Raw genomic sequence first — 16931 nt, 5'->3', positions numbered from 1 at the left:
GCTGCCGGACCTGCGGTAAAACCGCCGGATCTCACTCCCGTGGCGTGTCCGTGGCGGGCGCGACGCGGATGTCGTAGTCCTCGACCCGGTGGACGGGCCAGGTCCGCGCGTAGGCGTTGGGTCTGCTGCCGACGCGGGTGATCTCGGCGACCGGGACCCGTTCGGCGGTGCGCCGGATGTCCTCGGCCGTCATGTTCTCGTTGTTCCCGGCGGTCGCGCCGGAGGAGCAGCCCGTGTAGTAGCCGATGGGGATGGACTCGTGGCCGGTGATCAGACAGGGCGGGGTGACGCCGAGCCGGTGCAGTCCCTCGGCGGTGCGGGCCCAGTCCTCGCGGCTCGCGGCGGAGCGGTTCGCGGTGTGCACCGCCACGGTCAGCTGCACCGCCAGGTGGCCTGCCAGTCCCACCGCGACCACCGTCCGCAGCACCGTGCGCCACCGTCCGCGCGGCGCCGTGACCAGGTACCAAAGGGCGTCGGCGACGGAAATCGCGAGCAGCGCGTAGGCGGGCTGGAGGAAGCGCGGCGCCGCGTACGCGATGGTGAAGAGGTACGGCAGGGCGGCGGTGGCGGCACAGGCCAGCGGCACGGCGGTGCGCAGCGCGCGGCCGGCCCGTACGGCCACGACCAGGCCGAGCACGGCGAGCACCGGCAGCACGAACCACCACAGGGTGATCACCGGGTGGGGCATCTCCCCGGTGCAGGGGCGGCACAGGGCACGTCCGCCGAGGCTGCGGAGCTGGTCGTCGACGGCCATGTGGAGGCCGAGTCCGCCCTGGATGCGGGACGCCTCGGCCAGTCGCTCGGAGAGGCCGCCGAACGACGCGTACGCCTCGATCGCCCAGGGCGCCCCGCCGGCCAGCAGTCCGCCCACGACGGCCGCCAGGAGGCGGGGGCGTCGCCACACCGCCGCGAGGACGAGCAGCGGGATCGTCACCCACACGGCGTCGGTGGGCCGCATCCACGCCATGAGCGCGGTCCCCGCGACGACGGCCCACAGCATGCCCCGGGAGGAGGTGTCCTCGCGGTGGCGCAGGAACGCGCCCACGGCGATCAGCGCGCCGACGGCCACCCAGTAGTTGGGCATGGCCTGGGGACCGTAGAAGAGGGTCACCCACAGGGAGGCGAAGAAGGCGCCGGCGACGACCAGCACGCGGATGGGGAACAGTCCGCGCCAGACGCGCAGGGCGAGGTACAGGCCGAGTCCGGAGAGCAGCGCGAGGTAGATCCGCAGCAGCACGGTGGAGTCCGACCAGGACGCGACGGGCGCGACCAGCAGGGAGACGCCGCGGGAGCGGGGTGCGCTGAAGAAGGCGGCCGGGTGGTGGGTGGTGACCTGGCTGGTGTAGACGATCTCGTCCCAGCCAAGACCCAACGTCGGCCGGATCAGTGCGAGTTGCGCCAGGGTGAAGACGGCGGCGAGCACCGCGAGCGGCCGTGTGTCGCCAGCCGCCCTGGGGCCGGCGGACCGTGAGCGTTCCCCGCTCCGCCGGGTGACGGTCGGCGGGGCGCCCGCGCCGTGGGTCATCGTCCGTCCTTCGCTGCCGCCGGTCTGGAGTCCCGTCTCCCGTCATGGGCCTCATGGGCCCCACGTCTTGAGGAAGACGGATATGGGGGGATCATGGCCAAAGCTAACCCGGACCGGTCGGCCGCGCAGGCGGTACACGGCCGAAAATCGTCTGAACGCTTCATCAGCGCGGGTGGGGGCGGCGGTGCGGGGGCTGTTCGGGCGACTGTCGCGGGGCGGGCACCGGCACCTGGCCCTCCACGGGGTGGTCCACGCCGACGGTCAGCTCCCTGCCGTGGTGACGGAGGGTCAGCGGCGGTCCGGATCGCAGCCGGTACGTGGTGCGCTCGGCGGTGATCTCCACGTGGAGGCACCGGTCGCGGTGGCCGAGGGTGAAGGCGAGCCGGCGCAGTCCGGGCGGCAGCCGGGGAGTGAAGCGGAGGCCGTCGTCGTCCCAGCGCATGCCGCCGAACCCGGCGACCAGCGCGGTCCATGCCCCGGCCATCGAGGCGATGTGGAGTCCGTCGCGGGTGTTGTGTTCCAGGTCCGCGAGGTCCATCAGCGCGGCCTCGGCGGTGTACGCGTACGCCAGGTCGAGGTGTCCGGTGCGGGCGGCCATCACGGCCTGGACGCAGGCGGACAGGGAGGAGTCGCGGACGGTCAGCGGCTCGTAGTAGGCGAAGTTGCGGGCGATCTGCTCCTCGTCGTGGCGCTCCTCGAACCAGTCGGCGCGGGTGTGCATCGCGAGCACCAGGTCGGCTTGTTTGATCACCTGTTTGCGGTAGAGGTCGAAGTACGGGAAGTTCAGCATCAGCGGGTAGTGCTCGGCGCGGGTGCCGGCGAAGTTCCAGCGCTGGTGGCGGGTGAAGCCCGCGTGCTGCTCGTGCACGCCGAGCTCCTCGTTGTAGGGCAGGTGCACCGCCTCGGCGGCGTCCCGCCAGCTCGCGCTCTCCTCCTCGTCGACGTCCAGCTCGGCCGCCCGGTCGGGGTGGCGCTTGCACACGTCGGCGGCGGCGAGCAGGTTCGCGCGGGCCATGAGGTTGGTGTACGTGTTGTCGTCGGCGACGGCGCTGTACTCGTCCGGTCCGGTGACCCCGTCGATGTGGAAGACGCCCCGGTCGTCGTGGTGGCCCAGGGAGCGCCACAGCCGGGCGGTCTCCACCAGCAGTTCCACGCCCGTGTCACGCTCGAAGCGCTCGTCGCCGGTGGCCTGGACGTACCGCACGACGGCGTCGGCGATGCCCGCGTTGACATGGAAGGCGGCGGTGCCGGCCGGCCAGTACGCGGAGCCCTCCGGGCCCTCGATGGTGCGCCAGGGGAACGCGGCGCCGCGCAGGCCGAGCTGGGCGGCGCGCTCGCGCGCGACGGGCAGGGTGCTCTGCCGCCAGCGCAGCGCCTCGGCGGCCGCCTGCGGCACCGTGCAGATCAGCAGGGGCAGCACGAACACCTCGGTGTCCCAGAAGGCGTGCCCGTCGTAGCCGGAGCCGGTGAGGCCCTTGGCGGGTATCGCGCGCCGCTCGGCGCGGGCGCCCGCCTGGAGGACGTGGAACAGGGCGAAGCGCACGGCCTGCTGGATCTCCTCGTCGCCGTCGACCTCCACGTCGGCGCGGCTCCAGAAGGCGTCCAGGTACTCGCGCTGTTCGTCGAGCAGGCCCTGCCAGCCGCTGTGCGCGGCGGCCGCCAGCGCCGCCTCCACCTGGTCGCTCATCGCGGGCCGGGAGCGGACGCCGGACCAGCCGTGGGCGACGAACTTCTCCACCCGCAGCCGCTCGCCCGGCTCCAGCACGGAGGTGACCGTCAGCCGGGCCGTGTCGACGTCGCTCTCGCCGGCGGTGACGGTCCGTCCGGGCCCGTCGACGACGTGGTCGGCGGCGACGGCGACCCGCAGGCCGCTGCGCCGGGTGCGGTGCACCAGCCGCAGCCGGCCGCCGTGGGCGAAGTCCTCCTCGTGCTCCAGCGGGGACCGCAGCGCGCGGGCGGCGCGCGGGTCGCCGTCGGGTTCTGGCAGGGACTCGTTGGCGACGAGTTCGGACTGCACCACCACCCGGGCGCGGCTGTCGACGGGTTCCACCTCGTAGGCGACGGCGGCGACGGCCCGCTGGGTGAGGGAGACCAGCCGGGTGGAGCGCACCCGGACGGTGGAGCCGGCCGGCGAGGTCCACTCGCAGACCCGGGTCAGCACGCCCCGGCGCAGGTCGAGGGTGCGTTCGTGGTGGACGAGCCGTCCGTAGCGCAGGTCGAACGGCTCGTCGTCGACGAGGAGCCGGATCACCTTGCCGTTGGTGACGTCGATGACGGTCTGCCCGGACTCGGGGTAGCCGTAGCCGGCCTCTGCGTAGGGCAGCGGGTGGAGTTCGTGGACGCCGTTGAGGTAGGAGCCGGGCAGGCCGTGCGGCTCGCCCTCGTCGAGGTTGCCGCGCCAGCCGACGTGGCCGTTGGACAGCGCGAACACCGACTCGCTCTGCGGCAGCCGCTCCAGGTCCAGGCCGTGTTCCCGCACGGTCCAGGGGTCGATGTCGTACCAGCGGTCGCCCCGGGTCACGCGTCACCCCCGAGCTCGGACAGGTCCGCGACGACCGTGTCGGCGCCGTGCGCGTACAGGGCCTCGGCCTGTCCGACGCGGTCGACGCCGACGACGTACCCGAACTTTCCGGCGCGTCCGGCGTCCATCCCGGCCAGCGCGTCCTCGAACACCGCGGCCCGCGCGGGCTCCACGCCCAGCTCGGCGGCGGCGGCGAGGAAGGTGTCGGGCGCGGGCTTGCCCGGCAGGCCCCGCCCGGCGGCGACCACCCCGTCGATCCGTACGTCGAAGAGGTCCTCGGCGTCGATGGAGCGCAGCACGTCACGGCAGTTGGCGCTGGACGAGACGATCGCGGTGCGCAGACCGCGGGCACGGACGGCGTGCAGATACGCCAGGGTGCTGTCGTAGGGCTCCACGCCGTCGGTGCGGATCCTGGCGAGCAGCAGTTCGTTCTTGCGGTTGCCCAGCCCGTGCACGGTGGCGGCGGATGGCGGGTCGTCAGGGCCGCCCGCGGGCAGCTCGATGCCGCGGGAGGCGAGGAAGGTGCGCACCCCGTCGGCGCGCGGCCTGCCGTCCACGTACGCGTCGTAGTCGGCGGCGGTGAAGGGCGCGAAGCCCTCGCCGTCCCGCTCGCGCAGGAAGGCGTCGAACATCTCCTTCCACGCGGCGGCGTGTACCACGGCCGTCCTCGTGACCACGCCGTCGAGGTCGAAGAGGCACGCCTCGATGTCTTCGGGCAGACCCAGATCCGTCATACCGTCACGGTTCCCCGTACGGGCCGGGACAGAGAGTGAGGCGGGCCACACGGGTGGCGGGGTGCGGCTTCCCGGGTGACACACTCTGCCCTGTGGCGCTGACCTTCGACGACCTCCTCCGCCGCGCCCGCTCCCTTTCCCGGGACGGGCGGCGCGCGATCCTCGGCATCGCCGGAAGCCCCGGGGCGGGCAAGTCCACGCTCGCGGAACGCCTGGTCCGCGAGCTGAACGGCACGGGCGAGCCGTGGGTGGCGTACGTCCCCATGGACGGCTTCCACCTGGCCGACGCGGAGCTGGAGCGGCTGGGCCGCCGGGACCGCAAGGGTGCCCCCGACACCTTCGACGCGGCCGGGTACGCGGCGCTGCTGCGACGGTTGCGGGACGAGTCCGAGGCAGGCGAGGTGATGTACGCCCCCGCCTTCGAACGTGAGCTGGAGCAGCCGCTGGCCGGGGCGGTCCCCGTGCCCCCGGCCGCGCGGCTCGTGGTCACGGAGGGCAACTACCTGCTGCTCGGCACCGGGGCGTGGACGCGGGTGCGCACGCTGCTGGACGAGGTGTGGTTCTGCGCGGCGGACGAGGAGCGGCGGGTGCGTCGGCTGATCGCCCGTCACGAACGGTTCGGCAAGTCGCACGAGGAGGCGGTCGCCTGGGTGGAGCGCTCCGACGAGCGCAACGCCGCCCTGGTGGCGGCGACCCGTGGCCGCGCGGACCTGGTGGTGCCGGTGGAGGAACTGGCCTGACGGCGCGGCGCGCTGGGGCAACTGGCCGGGTGAGGAACGTGCTTGGCGGAATCGTCACGGTGACGCACGCCGGGGGCGCGTCGGTGCCAGAGTGGGGCGCATGAGGCGTCAGGTGATGGTGTGGGCACGGAGGTGGGGGGTGCCCGCACTGGTCGTCGTGCTGCTGGGGCAGATGGCCGTGGCGATGGTCACGACCGCCCTGCGGCAGACGCCGACGATCGACGAACCCGTCTACGTGGGGACGGCCGCGGTCTACCTGGACGAGCACAGCCTCCGCTTCAATCCCGAGCATCCGCCGCTCGGCAAGTTGGTGATCGCCGCCGGAGTACTGGTCGCCGACGCTCGCCTGGAGTCCGGGTTCGGCGGCGATCAGACGGAGTTGGGGCGTCGGCTGCTGTACGAGTCTGGCAACGATCCGTGGCGCGTGATGTTCTGGGCGCGCCTGCCGGTGATCGTGCTGACGCTCGCGTTCGGACTGGTGGTGTTCGCGTTCGCGCGCGAACTGGCGGGTCGGGCGGGCGCGTTGACGGCGCTCGCGCTCTACTGCCTCTCCCCCGACGTGATCGCGCACGGCTCACTGGCCACGCTGGACGTTCCGGCCGCCGGTCTCGTGCTGACGTCGGCGTGGCTGCTGTGGCGGGCCCGGACACGGCCGCGCCTGTACGTGCCGCCGGCCGGCGGTGCGTTCGGGGCGGCGCTGGCCACGAAGATGAGCGTGCTGCCCGCGCTGCCGGTGCTGGTGGTCGTCGCGGCGGTGTCGGTGTGGTGTGCCGGACCACGCCGGGTGACGCGGGCGGTCGCCGGGGCCACGGTGTTCGCGCTGACCGCGTGCGCCGCCGTGTGGGCGGCGTACCTGGCCGTCGATCCCCGGCTGCGGTGGGGGCCGCCGCAGCACATCCCCGCGGTCGGCGGACTGCGCGGCCTCGCCGTCCAGCTGCTGCCGCTGCCCGAGCCGTTCCGGGACGGCATGCGGCTTCAGTTCGGCCTGGAGAACCGGCCCTGGCAGGGCTTCCTCTTCGGGGAGCTGTACACGGGGTCGCTCTGGTACTACCTGCCGGTCGCGCTGCTGGTGAAGACGCCGCTGGGCGCGCTGGCGCTGTGGGCGGCGGGCGCGGTGACGGTGACTGCCCTGCGCCCGCTGCGGCCCGCGGTGCCGTATCTGCTGGCGGCGCCCGCGGTGCTGCTCGCCGCGGCCATGTACGGGTCGCGGGACTTCGGCACCCGGTACGCGGTGTTCCTGCCGATGTTCCTCGCGGTGGCCGCCGGGTGCGTGGTGCTCGTGCGGTGGCGGTGGGCCCCGGTGGTGACGGGCGCGCTGGTGGCGTTCGTCGCCGTCAGTTCGCTGCGGACGTTCCCCTTCTATCTGCCGTACTCCAACGAGGCGTTCGGCGGTCCGGAGCGGACCCGGTACCGGCTCCACGACTCCAACGTCGACTGGGGCCAGGACCTCGGCCGGCTCGCCGACCGGCTGCACGAGCGGTACCGGGGCGAGCGGATCTGGCTGGTGTACAAGGGCGCGGGCGTACCCGCGTACTACGGGATCGACGCCCGCGATCCGCGCCGGGTACCGCCCGACATGGTGCACGGGGTGCTGGTGGTGTCGGACTCGGCGGCGGCCAAGGCGACCGGGCGGCTGGCCGAACTCGTCGCCGGCAGCACGCGGATCGACCAGGTGGGGCACTCGATCACGATCTACCGGAGGTGAGCCGGCCGCACCGGCTCACGCTCGTACGTCAGCCGTCGACCGGCTGGGCCGCGCGCCGGAAGCCGACCGCGCTCACGTGCCGCATCACCGTACTGGCCACGCGGTAGCGGCCGTTGGGCACCTCGGCGGAGCGGCGGACGTGCACGGTGAGCGGGCCCGCCCACTCGTAGCCCTTGCGGGCGGCGTGCCGGGCCAGCCGGTCGGTGAGCACCTGGCCCACGCTGTCGCCGCGCCGGGTCAGCTCCTCGTGGACGGGAGCGGACAGTTCCACGTCGTAGGCGTTGGGGACCATCACCCTTCCCGCGTGGCACACCACCGCGTTGCTGTCGCACTCGCGCCGCAGGGCGTCGACGAGTTCGAGCGGATCACGCCCGGACATCCGCGCCCGGAGGGCCTCCCATCGGTTCTCCAGTGCCGTTTCCAGCGCGCTGAGTGCGCTCATGCTGTCACCTGCCGAAAATGCGGTCGCGTCGGGACGTGGGCGGGTGGTGCGGCGGACATGGCGTTCGGACCAGGCCGCGCGGCCGGGGAACGGCCCCGCGGCATGGTCCGAAGGTCAGGTCCTACCGCTCCTCGTAGTCGTCGGGCTTGATCTCGGCCTCCTCCAGCGCCTCGCGCATGGTCCGGCCGGTGCCGCCCTGCGCCTGCGCGTCACCCTCGCGCCGCGACTCGAGGGTCTCGTCGGTGTCGTGCGTCTTCGGCCGGTTCTCCTCGGGGACGGTCATGTCCGCGGTGCTCCTCGTCTTGCAGGGGGGGGGTTGCGATGTCGCTGCGCGGCTGTGGCGGCGATCCGTGGTGGCACGGTGTCGCCGTGCGGCGCTGAGATGCCGGGTTCCCTGAGCGGGCGGGGATATCCCCCGTGAGTCGGGGGCGGTCTTCGCCGTGCGCTTCCGGGCGGCGGCGTGCCGGGCGCCGGCGGTCCGTTCCGTGGCCGGTCCCCGTCGGTGACCGCGCTGGTGGAGCGAGGGGTTGGGCTATGTTGAACCCTCGTGGGAGACAAGGGAGGCGCACCGGTGCCATCGCCGCAGCAGGCACGCGCACAGGCATCCGCGATCACCTCGGCCAAGGCGGGTCAGGAGCCGGAGCCGTCCCCCACGGCCCAGCTCCGCGCCCTCTTCGACCGGCCCCGGCTCTCCCCCGGCCAGCGGCGCATCGCGCAGTACCTGATCGAGCACATCACCGAGGCCGCGTTCCTGTCCATCACCGATCTCGCGGACCGGGTCGGGGTGAGCCAGCCCTCGGTGACCCGGTTCGCGTCCGCGGTCGGTTTCAGCGGCTACCCGGCGCTGCGGGAGAAGCTCCAGTCGATCACCCTCGGCACCCGGCCGGGTGCCGGCGCCGGTCCGGCCGAGGAGTTCCGGGGCAACGAACTGCAGGCGGCGGTCGACGCCGAGATCGAGAACCTGGAGAACCTGCGCCGCGACCTCGCCGACACCGACCGCGTCATCGAGGTGGGCCGCGCCCTGTCCGCCTCCACCCCGCTCACCGTGCTGGGCCTGCGCATCTCCGTGTCGCTCGCCGAGTACTTCGCGTACGCCGCCCGGCGTATCCACCCGGACGTACGGCTGGTGACCCTCGGCGGCAGCGTGGCGTACGACGCGCTGCTGCAGTCGCGGGAAGCGGGCGGGACGTGGGTGCTGGCGTTCTCCATGCCCCGGCACGCCCAGGAGACGCTGACGGCGGTGCGGGTGGCGCGCAGCGCCGGGCTGAAGGTCGCGCTGATCACGGACCTGGCGCTGGGGCCGCTCGTCGACGAGGCGGACGTCACCTTCGCCATCGGCACCGGCTCCCGCCTGGTCTTCGACTCGTACGCGGCGCCCGGCGTGATGTGCGCGGCGCTGCTGCAGGCCATGACGGACGCCGACCCGGAACGCACGCAGGCCCGGCTGGAGGACTACGAGCAGGTCGCCGACGAGCACCACTTCTTCCTCCGGGACTGAGTCCCGCGCCTCGGCCCCCGCCTTCGGAAACCGCGCTGCCGGTTACCGCCGGTTCGTGGCCTCTCGCGGGGCATCGCGCACTTTGAATAAGGCATGAATGTTTTCATGCGCCTTGCCAAGCAGACGGCATATATAAATACTGCTCACGGATCGCGGCCCGGCCGCTCCGGACCGCGCTCCACTCGTCGCACCCGCCCGCCCGGAAAGGCCGAAGGGCCCGCCACGCGCCGCACCCATGTGTCGCCGCGGCCACCCGCACGGTTCCCTCCCGGCACCCGCACGAACACCCGGGGCCGTCGGTCTCCACCCGCTCCGGCGGCCAGGGTGTTCGGCCGGGCTTCCCCTGCCCGGCCAACCGTGGCGGTCCCGGTCATCCCCTAGACCGGGACCGCCCCACCCCGTCGCCCGTGCCGGCGACGCCGTACACCCGGAAGCGAAGATCATGCCTCTGACGTCCACGCGCCTCGGACCCGACTGGCCCCGCCAGGTGAAGACCCCCGGGAGCTACGACTGGGAACGGTCGGCCGCCAAGTGGCTGCGCGAGCTGGTCCCGGCGCGCTACGCGAGCTACCCGGCGTTCGTCCGGCACCCCGTACTGCTGGCCCGTCACGCCCAGATCCAGGTCGAGCACGAGATACGGGTGGCGCGCACCGCGCTGCAGACCGCCCGCGCGGACCTGCCCCGCCTCGGCCTGCACGAGGGCGCCATCGAGCACACGATCAAGCTGTACGCGGCCGAGCTGACGCAGCTCCAGCACATCGCGCGGAGCGTGCGGGCGGTCACCCAGGCGCTGGGCGAGAGCGCCCGCTGACCCGGCCCGGCCGCCGCGCTCCCGCGCCCCCGGTGCACGGAGCGCGCGGGGCCCGCACACCCCGCGTCGGGGCCTGCCCGACCTGGTCCGCCCCGTACGGCGGGCACCGGTCCCGCGCGGGCGCGTCCGTACCGCCGCGGCCCGGCCCGGAGCGGGAGTCGAAGCGAACAAGCCGGTCAACGAATACACGCAGGTGTGCCATGCTCGGTGCGTGAAGAGCGATCCCGGTGTCCCGGTCGAGTCCGGCACGTTCCCGGACGTGGTGGAACTGGCCAGGGTCGTCGCCCGGCAGCGGGCCGAGATGGACCGGCTGCGCGAACAGGCCGCCACGTCGGTCGTCATGGAGCGTGCCAAGGGCGTCGTGATGGCCCTGGACGGCTCCAGTGCCGACGCCGCCGAGGAGATCCTGCACGCGCGCGCCAAGGCCGCCCGCCGTACCCCGCTGGAGGAGTGCTGGATCACCCTGGGCGAGCTGACGCCCGTCCCCCCGTGCGACGAGGCGTCCACGCCCCGCCCGCAGGGGGACGACGGATCCGCGAAGGCCACGACGGACGCGCCGGAGCCCTTCTCCGCACCCGACGACGTCGCCGACGCCCTGAGCCGCCTCGGCCGCGCCCTGGTCCACGTGGACACGCACCAGGCCCTCGCCCGGTGCCTGCTGGACCATCTCGCCCCGGACTTGGACGCGGAGTCCGTGATGATCTACGTCCGCCGGTCCGGCGGCGGTCTGGAGCTCGCCGGGCACGCCGGCATCGACGACGGGCTGGCGGCCCGCTGGCGTCTGGTCCCCCCGTTCAGCGGGGTGGCCGTCGTGGAGGCCCTGCGCTCCGGTGAACCCTGCTGGCTGGAGGACTTCGCCCGGGACAGCACGCGCTACATGCTGATCGGTGAGCCGCCCGAGCGGTGGCAGTCCCGGGTCTGGCTGCCCCTGCGCGGCGGGGACGGCTCCGAGGTGTGCATCGGCGTGCTGCGCGGACGCCCGGGCGTCTTCGCCCCGCGCGAACGCGCGCATCTGCGGGGCGTCGCCCGGCTGTGCGCGGGACGCGTGCGCAGCTTCACCTCCGCCGCGGTGCCGGTCCCCGAGGGCGAGGCGGACGCCGTCCAGTCGCTGTTCGCGGCGCTCCCCGTCCCGGCGATGCTGCTGACGCCCGTCGTCTCGTCCTCCGGCGACGTGGAGGACTTCCGCGTCGACGCGGCCACCGCCCAGGCGGCCGACCTCCTCGGGGACTCCTCCGGGAACCTGGCGGGGCGGCGGCTGCGGGAGGTGCGGCCGGACCTCACGGACCTGCCGGTGTGGCAGGGCTGCCTGGACGCTCTGACGGGCGGCGGGCCGTACGACAGCGAGCCGTTCGCGCACCAGGAGACCGTGGACGGCGTCCTGGCGCTGGCCACCTACTCGGTGCGGGTGACCCGCCTGGAGGGCGCGCTGGTCGTCGCCTGGCTGCGGCACGCCTCCTCGGACAGGCAGGAGCAGCGGCTGGCGGAGCTGCAGCGGCTGGGCAGCATCGGCTGGGCCAACTGGAACCTGTCGCGGGACGAGGCGTCCTGGTCGGCGCAGGTCTTCGCGATCCTCGACCGGGACCCGGCGGACGGCCCGGTGCGGCTGGACGGCCTGCCCGGGCTCGCGCTGCCCGAGGACCGGGCAGCGCTGCGGTCCGCCGTCGAGACGCTGCTGCGCGAGGGCCTGCCGTTCGACGCGGCGTTCCGGATCCGCGGGAGGCACGGCGTACGGCATCTGCGGCTGGTCGCCGAGGTGGTGGCGGACGCCCACGGCACCCCCTTCGAGGTGCACGGGGTCGTGCAGGACCTGACCGCGCGGCGCCGGGCGGAACTGGCGCTGGTGGAGAGCGAGCGGGCGATCCTCACCCAGCACGACGTGCTCCAGTCGGAGCGGGTCCTGGTGGCCCGGCTGCAGCACGCGCTGCTGCCGCTGCCCGACAAGGTGATCGACCTGTCCGGGCTGCGTGTGGAGGTCGCGTACCTGCCCGCGCAGGCCGGCATCCACGTCGGCGGGGACTGGTTCAGCGCGGTCGAGCTGCCCGACGGGGACTCCCTGTTCGTCATCGGGGACGTGGCCGGTCACGGCGTGGACGCGGTCGCCACGATGGCGCAGCTGCGCTTCACCGCGAAGGGCATGGTCAGCACCGGCTCGTCGCTGACGGGCGCGCTGTCCCGGCTGAACTCGCTGCTGCTGCACACCCGGGACGCGCACGGCACCGCGACGATGGTCCTCGCCCGCTACCACGCGGCGGACCGCCGGCTGGTGTGGGCGCAGGCCGGCCATCCGCCGCCGCTGCTGCTGCGCGACGGCGAGGCGACGTACCTGCCCCGGCCCCCGGGCATGCTGCTGGGCGCGACCTCGGCCCCGTACTTCGAGGAGACCGAACACCACCTCGAACCGGGCGACCGGGTACTCCTCTACACCGACGGCCTGGTCGAACGCGCCCCGGAGAACATCGACGTGAGCCTCGCCCGCCTCGCCGAGGCGGCCGTGGCCCAGCCCGAGGACGCCCCCGGCTCCCTCAGCACCCTCCTGGACGTGATGCTGGAGGACGAACGGCGCGACGACGTGTGCGTGCTGGACATCCGGGTGCCGCGGGAGCCGTGACGGGCGGGCCGTACCGGCCCCCCGGCCTATGCCGCGTCGTCACCCGCCGGCCCGCCCGTGTGCGACTCCAGGGCCCGGCGGGTGTCGTCGCCGTAGACGCCCGTCTCGTCGCCGCGGATGCCGTACCACAGCTGGAAGCGGGCGACCGCCTCGCGGAGGGTCGCGTCGTAGCGGCCGTCGGTCCTGCCGTCGCGGTAGACGTCGGGAACGCGCAGCAGACGTTCCTGGAGGGCGGCCACGTCGGGGCCCGCGTCGCCCTCGCGCAGGAAGCCGTCCTCCACGGGGGCGGCCGTGCGCGGCGGCGCCGGGGCGGCGGCCGCGGGCGGCGAGGCCGGGACGGTGGCGCGGTCGTCGGCGGGCCGCTCGGTGAACAGCAGCGCCCCGCCGAACCCGGCCAGCGCGGCGACGGCCACCACGAGGACCGGCGCGGCCCTGCGCAGCCGTGACGGCCGGGCGAACTCCGGCGGCGGGCCGCCCGGCACCGGCGGAAGCTCCTGCGTGACGTCCTCCGCCCCGGCCGGGGGCCGGTCCGGCGGCACCTCCTCGTGCACCCCGTCGCCCCGCTCGACCTCCCGGAACAGCTCGGCGAGCGCGTCGGTGCGGCGCGCGCGCAGCACGCGGACGGGTTCGAGGGGCGGCCCCTCGGCGGGCCCGGACCCCGGTGGACTGGTCACATCGCTCTCCTTCCGTGCCTGACGCGGGAGTTGAGCCGCCTACGGTGAGAGATACGTGACCGGGGCCCGGCCGGTTCAGCCGCGGGCGTCCCCGCTCTCCCGCAGGAATCGGTGCAAGGAGACCGTCGTCGCGGCGACGAACGCGTCCCGGGTCCTGTCGTCGAGGGCGTCGAGCGACAGGTAGGGGTTGAGGTCCTCCAGCTCGACCAGCAGCAGCTCCCCGCCCGGCGCCCGGCAGGCGTCGACCCGCTGGATGCCGTGGGCGAGGGTGTTCCACTCGACGAAGCGCCGGGCGAAGTCCAGGTCGCCCGGGGCGGGCCGGTAGGGCTCCAGCCGCCAGCGCGCGGCGGGGTCGGGGGCGTGGAGGGCGTACTGGAAGTCCTGGTCGACGAAGTAGAACGAGACCTCGTAGGCGAAGTCGACGTACGGCTGCACGAGGACGTCGCCGTCGACCGGGGCGGACGCCTCGGCGGCGGGGACGATCCGCAGGCCGTGCGAGTCGGCGCCGAGCCGCGGCTTGACGACGTACCGGTCCGCGCGGGGCAGCCGGTGCAGGTCCTCGGGCCGGCCGACGGTGGGGACGACCGGCATTCCGGCGTCGGTCAGGTCCAGCAGGTACTGCTTTCCGGCCATGTCCCCGCGCCCGGTGAGCGGGTTGTAGACGGGCGCACCGGTGGCGAGCGCTCGCGCGCGGAACTCCTCGTGGGCGTCGAGGTACCCCAGCACGGGGCCGCTGTTCCGCACGACGACCGCGTCGAACGCACCCATCAGCGCGGCGGCGTCCCGCGGATGGCAGAGAGCGAGGTCGAACTCCTCCCGCAGCCGGGAGGTCAGAAAGATGTCCTCGTCGCAGTACCGCCGCCCACGGGCCGGGTAGGCCAGATCGGTGACGTACAGGATGCGGGGGCGGGCGGCGGGCATCAGGGCTCCTCGGGGCGACGGCGTACGCCCGTGAGGATGACACGGGTGCGCGGAGCCCTCGAAGGCAGCCTGCCGTCAGTGCAGCGTCGGCCGGTAGATCAGTTCCTGGATGCGGTCGTCCAGTGTGCGGTGTTCCAGCAGTTCCAGGTCGAAGTCGGCCGCGCCCGCGAAGACGCGGTCCTGGCCGGTGCGGCCGGTGACGACCGGGAAGACCGTCACCTGGAGGCGGTCGACCAGGCCGGCCGCCATCAGGGCACGGTTCATCGACAGGCTGCCGTGCGAGCGCAGCGGTACGTCGGACTCCTCCTTGAGGCGGGCCACCACGTCGACGGCGTCGCCTCTGACGAGCGTGGCGTCCGGCCAGTCCAGCGGGTCCTGGAGCGTGTTCGAGACGACGATCGTCGGCAGGTTGCGCATCCGGGTGACCCAGGGGTCGCGGACGTCCGACTCGTCGGTGCTCCCGGCCAGCATCCGGGCGAAGGCCCGGTAGGTGTTCGCGCCGAAGACCATGCGCTGCTCCCCCGCGTGCTGGGCGAGCCGGTGGTCGAGGAGCTGCGGGCCCTGTTTGCCCCAGTAGCCGGTCCAGTCGCCGCTCGCGGCGCCGTAGCCGTCGAGGCTGGAGAAGACGTCGAAGGTGTAGGTCGCGGTCATGCGGGTCTCCTCGAAGGGTGCGGCGGGGCGGCCCGGTGGTCGGCCGGCAGGGAGGACCCCGTCGCCGTGCGAAGTTCATCGCTCTGCCCGCCACCGTTCCGCAGATCACCCGTCGCCGCACGTCAGAAGGTGATCGTCGCCGCCACCGGTAGGTGGTCGCTGCGGGTGGCCGGCAGGGTCCAGGCCGACGTGGCGCGTACGCCGTCGACGAGGATCTGGTCGATGCGGACCACCGGGAAGCCGGACGGCCACGTGAACCCGAACCCCGCGCCCGCCGTCGTCTGCGCCGAGGCGAAGCGGGAGGTGAGCGGGCGCAGGGCGCGGTCGTCGGCGGAGCCGTTGAGGTCGCCCAGCAGCAGCGAGCGGGGGGCGTTCTCCGCCCGGATGCGGGTCGTGAGGCGGCGCAGTGCCTCGTCGCGGGCCGCTGTCGTGAAGCCGGCCGTGGGGCGCACCCGGACCGACGGGAGGTGGGCGACGTAGACGGTCAGGGGGCCGTGCGGTGTCCCGGCCGTGGCGCGCAGGGCGCGCGACCACGGCATGATCGGCAGGCTGGTCGCGTCGCTCAGCGGATACACGCTCCAGACGCCGACCGTCCCCTGGTGGAAGTGGTGGCGGTAGACGGGCGCCAGGGCTCGTTCGTACGCCGGTGCCGTCTCGGGGCTCAGTTCCTCCAGGGCGAGGATGTCCGGGTGCGCGGCGAGCAGCCTGCGCACGGTGTCCTGCGGGTCGGGGTTGTCCTGGTTGACGTTGTGGCTGACGACGGTGAGGTCGCCGCCGGGGGCCGACTTGTCGGTGAGGGTGCCGCCGAAGGCCGTCAGCCACAGGGCGAGGGGCAGGACGGCGGCTGCCAGGGCGGTGCGGGAGCGCCGCAGCAGGGCTGCGGCGAACAGGGCCGGGAGGGCGAGCGCCGTCCACGGGAGCATCGTGTCCGTGAGGTTGCCCAGGTGGCCGGGGGCCGTCGGGATCCAGCCGGGGCGTGCGAGGACCCCGGCCAGGAGGACGGCGCAGGTGGTGGTCAGGATGCCGCGGGGCCGCTCGACCGGGACGGCTGCGGGGGCGGGCGTCGTCGTCATCGCCGGTCAGCCCTCGGAGCCGTGGGTCCGCGGGCGGGCGCGCAGGCCGTCGATCAGGGTGCGGCTCGCTTCCAGCGCGGCCGTCAGGCCCTCGGCCGGTGTCGTGTTCGCCCGCTGGTGCAGCACCGCCCCGAGCAGCAGGTGCGTGCCGTCGGTCTTCGCCGCCCACAGGAGGTTGCCGCCCGCCGGGGTGCTGGAGCCGGTCTTGAGGCCGACGACGCCCGACGTGCCGAGGAGGGTGTTGCCGTTGGCCACCCGGCCGACCCCCGGCACGGTGGTCTCACGGGTCGCCACGATGTCCCGCAGGACGGGGAGCCGCATCGCCTCGCGGGCGAGTTTCAGCTGGTCGGCGGCCGTGCTGGTGGTCGTGGGCTCGATGCCGCTGGCGTCCGTGTACGTCGTGTCGCGCATGCCCAGGTCGCGCGCGGCGCGCTGCATCTTCCGTACGAACGCCTCTTCGCTGCCTGCGTCCCAGCGCGCCAGCAGGCGCGCGATGTTGTTCGCCGAGGGGAGCAGCAGCAGGTGCAGGAGCTCGCGCTCGGTGCGGCGGTCGCCGGGTGTGACGACGACGGTCGACTCGCCGCCCACGCCGGCCTCGTGGGCGGCCTGCGGGTCCACCTCGATCCGCGGGCCCTCCTCGCCCGGGCGCAGGGGGTGTCCGGTGAGGACGACGTACGCGGTCATCACCTTCGTCAGGCTCGCGATCGGTACGGGCCGCTGCGCGCCGTGCGTGAGGACCTGGCCGGATCCCTCCAGGGTCACGGCGGCCTGTCCCTCCCCCGGCCACGGGATGCCGCCGTCGTCGGTGATCTCCGTCGGGGCGCCCTGCTGTCGGGCGGACGCGTCCCGGTCGGTGCGGGGCAGGGCCACCAAGGCGGTGAGGGCGGCCAGGAGCAGCAGGGCGCCGACGGCCGTCCAGGTACGGCGGGGGGCTGAGGGCAGGGGGAACATGTGGGGGCCACCTCCGGGCTGACGCACGTCGAGTACGGCAGCAAGACTGCGGGGGTGGTGCGTCCGCACGGCGGGCC

15 protein-coding genes are annotated in these 16931 nt (G+C 74.0%); 5 read left to right on the top strand and 10 right to left on the bottom strand.

The window, feature by feature from the left end; genetic code table 11:
* Positions 1-31: 31 nt before the first annotated feature.
* From MTR79_RS14550 to MTR79_RS14540, 3 genes are all read right to left on the bottom strand, one after another.
* The gene (locus tag MTR79_RS14550) at positions 32-1525 is read right to left on the bottom strand and encodes a hypothetical protein (RefSeq protein WP_244790538.1); all 1494 of its coding nucleotides are present in this window, start codon (positions 1523-1525) and stop codon (positions 32-34) included.
* A 163-nt stretch (positions 1526-1688) separates the two neighbouring features.
* Entirely contained in the window at positions 1689-4046 is a 2358-nt protein-coding gene (locus MTR79_RS14545; protein ID WP_189364486.1) for a glycoside hydrolase family 65 protein, read from the bottom strand.
* Positions 4043-4780, bottom strand: a complete 738-nt coding sequence (locus MTR79_RS14540; protein ID WP_244790536.1) for a beta-phosphoglucomutase family hydrolase — start codon at positions 4778-4780, stop codon at positions 4043-4045. The genes MTR79_RS14545 and MTR79_RS14540 overlap by 4 nt, the downstream gene beginning before the upstream one ends.
* Positions 4781-4872: 92 nt before the next feature.
* On the opposite strand from MTR79_RS14540, the gene MTR79_RS14535 reads away from it, so the two are divergent.
* Both MTR79_RS14535 and MTR79_RS14530 read left to right on the top strand, forming a co-directional pair.
* Positions 4873-5520 (top strand): nucleoside/nucleotide kinase family protein, encoded by a 648-nt coding sequence (locus MTR79_RS14535; protein WP_244790534.1) that lies wholly within the window; start codon positions 4873-4875, stop codon positions 5518-5520.
* A gap of 100 nt (positions 5521-5620) precedes the next feature.
* Complete coding sequence (locus MTR79_RS14530) at positions 5621-7225, top strand: phospholipid carrier-dependent glycosyltransferase (protein WP_244790532.1); 1605 nt, start codon at positions 5621-5623, stop codon at positions 7223-7225.
* 28 nt (positions 7226-7253) lie between these two features.
* Here MTR79_RS14530 and MTR79_RS14525 read toward each other — a convergent pair whose 3' ends face one another.
* Together MTR79_RS14525 and MTR79_RS14520 are read right to left on the bottom strand one after the other, a co-directional pair.
* Positions 7254-7667, bottom strand: coding sequence for a DUF3662 domain-containing protein (locus MTR79_RS14525; protein WP_086703918.1), 414 nt, complete (start codon positions 7665-7667; stop codon positions 7254-7256).
* Between the two features lie 121 nt (positions 7668-7788).
* Positions 7789-7950, bottom strand: coding sequence for a hypothetical protein (locus MTR79_RS14520; RefSeq protein ID WP_167338208.1), 162 nt, complete (start codon positions 7948-7950; stop codon positions 7789-7791).
* A 288-nt stretch (positions 7951-8238) separates the two neighbouring features.
* Between MTR79_RS14520 and MTR79_RS14515 the strand changes: the two genes are divergently transcribed.
* The 3 genes from MTR79_RS14515 (at position 8239) to MTR79_RS14505 (ending at position 12584) form a co-directional block, all read left to right on the top strand.
* Complete coding sequence (locus tag MTR79_RS14515; protein ID WP_244790529.1) at positions 8239-9165, top strand: MurR/RpiR family transcriptional regulator; 927 nt, start codon at positions 8239-8241, stop codon at positions 9163-9165.
* 442 nt (positions 9166-9607) lie between these two features.
* Positions 9608-9976: a hypothetical protein gene (locus tag MTR79_RS14510; RefSeq protein WP_086703921.1), complete on the top strand. Its 369-nt coding sequence runs from the start codon at positions 9608-9610 to the stop codon at positions 9974-9976.
* Positions 9977-10277: 301 nt separating this feature from the next.
* Entirely contained in the window at positions 10278-12584 is a 2307-nt protein-coding gene (locus MTR79_RS14505; RefSeq protein ID WP_244793167.1) for a SpoIIE family protein phosphatase, read from the top strand.
* Between the two features lie 26 nt (positions 12585-12610).
* On the opposite strand, the gene MTR79_RS14500 is transcribed toward MTR79_RS14505, so the two are convergent.
* From MTR79_RS14500 to MTR79_RS14480, 5 genes are all read right to left on the bottom strand, one after another.
* Positions 12611-13258, bottom strand: a complete 648-nt coding sequence (locus MTR79_RS14500; protein WP_189364490.1) for a peptidoglycan-binding domain-containing protein — start codon at positions 13256-13258, stop codon at positions 12611-12613.
* A gap of 75 nt (positions 13259-13333) precedes the next feature.
* Entirely contained in the window at positions 13334-14179 is an 846-nt protein-coding gene (locus MTR79_RS14495; RefSeq protein ID WP_086703924.1) for a hypothetical protein, read from the bottom strand.
* A gap of 75 nt (positions 14180-14254) precedes the next feature.
* Entirely contained in the window at positions 14255-14830 is a 576-nt protein-coding gene (locus MTR79_RS14490) for a dihydrofolate reductase family protein (RefSeq protein ID WP_086703925.1), read from the bottom strand.
* A 122-nt stretch (positions 14831-14952) separates the two neighbouring features.
* Complete coding sequence (locus MTR79_RS14485; RefSeq protein WP_244790527.1) at positions 14953-15903, bottom strand: endonuclease/exonuclease/phosphatase family protein; 951 nt, start codon at positions 15901-15903, stop codon at positions 14953-14955.
* A 6-nt stretch (positions 15904-15909) separates the two neighbouring features.
* Positions 15910-16854 carry a D-alanyl-D-alanine carboxypeptidase gene (locus MTR79_RS14480; RefSeq protein ID WP_244790525.1) on the bottom strand — a complete coding sequence of 315 codons (945 nt, stop codon included), beginning with the start codon at positions 16852-16854 and terminating at the stop codon, positions 15910-15912.
* Positions 16855-16931: the final 77 nt, after the last annotated feature.

It is taken from the genome of Streptomyces sp. BJ20, from assembly GCF_022869105.1.
Taxonomy (GTDB): domain Bacteria; phylum Actinomycetota; class Actinomycetes; order Streptomycetales; family Streptomycetaceae; genus Streptomyces; species Streptomyces griseoincarnatus.
This window is presented reverse-complemented; position numbering and strand designations above follow the sequence as displayed.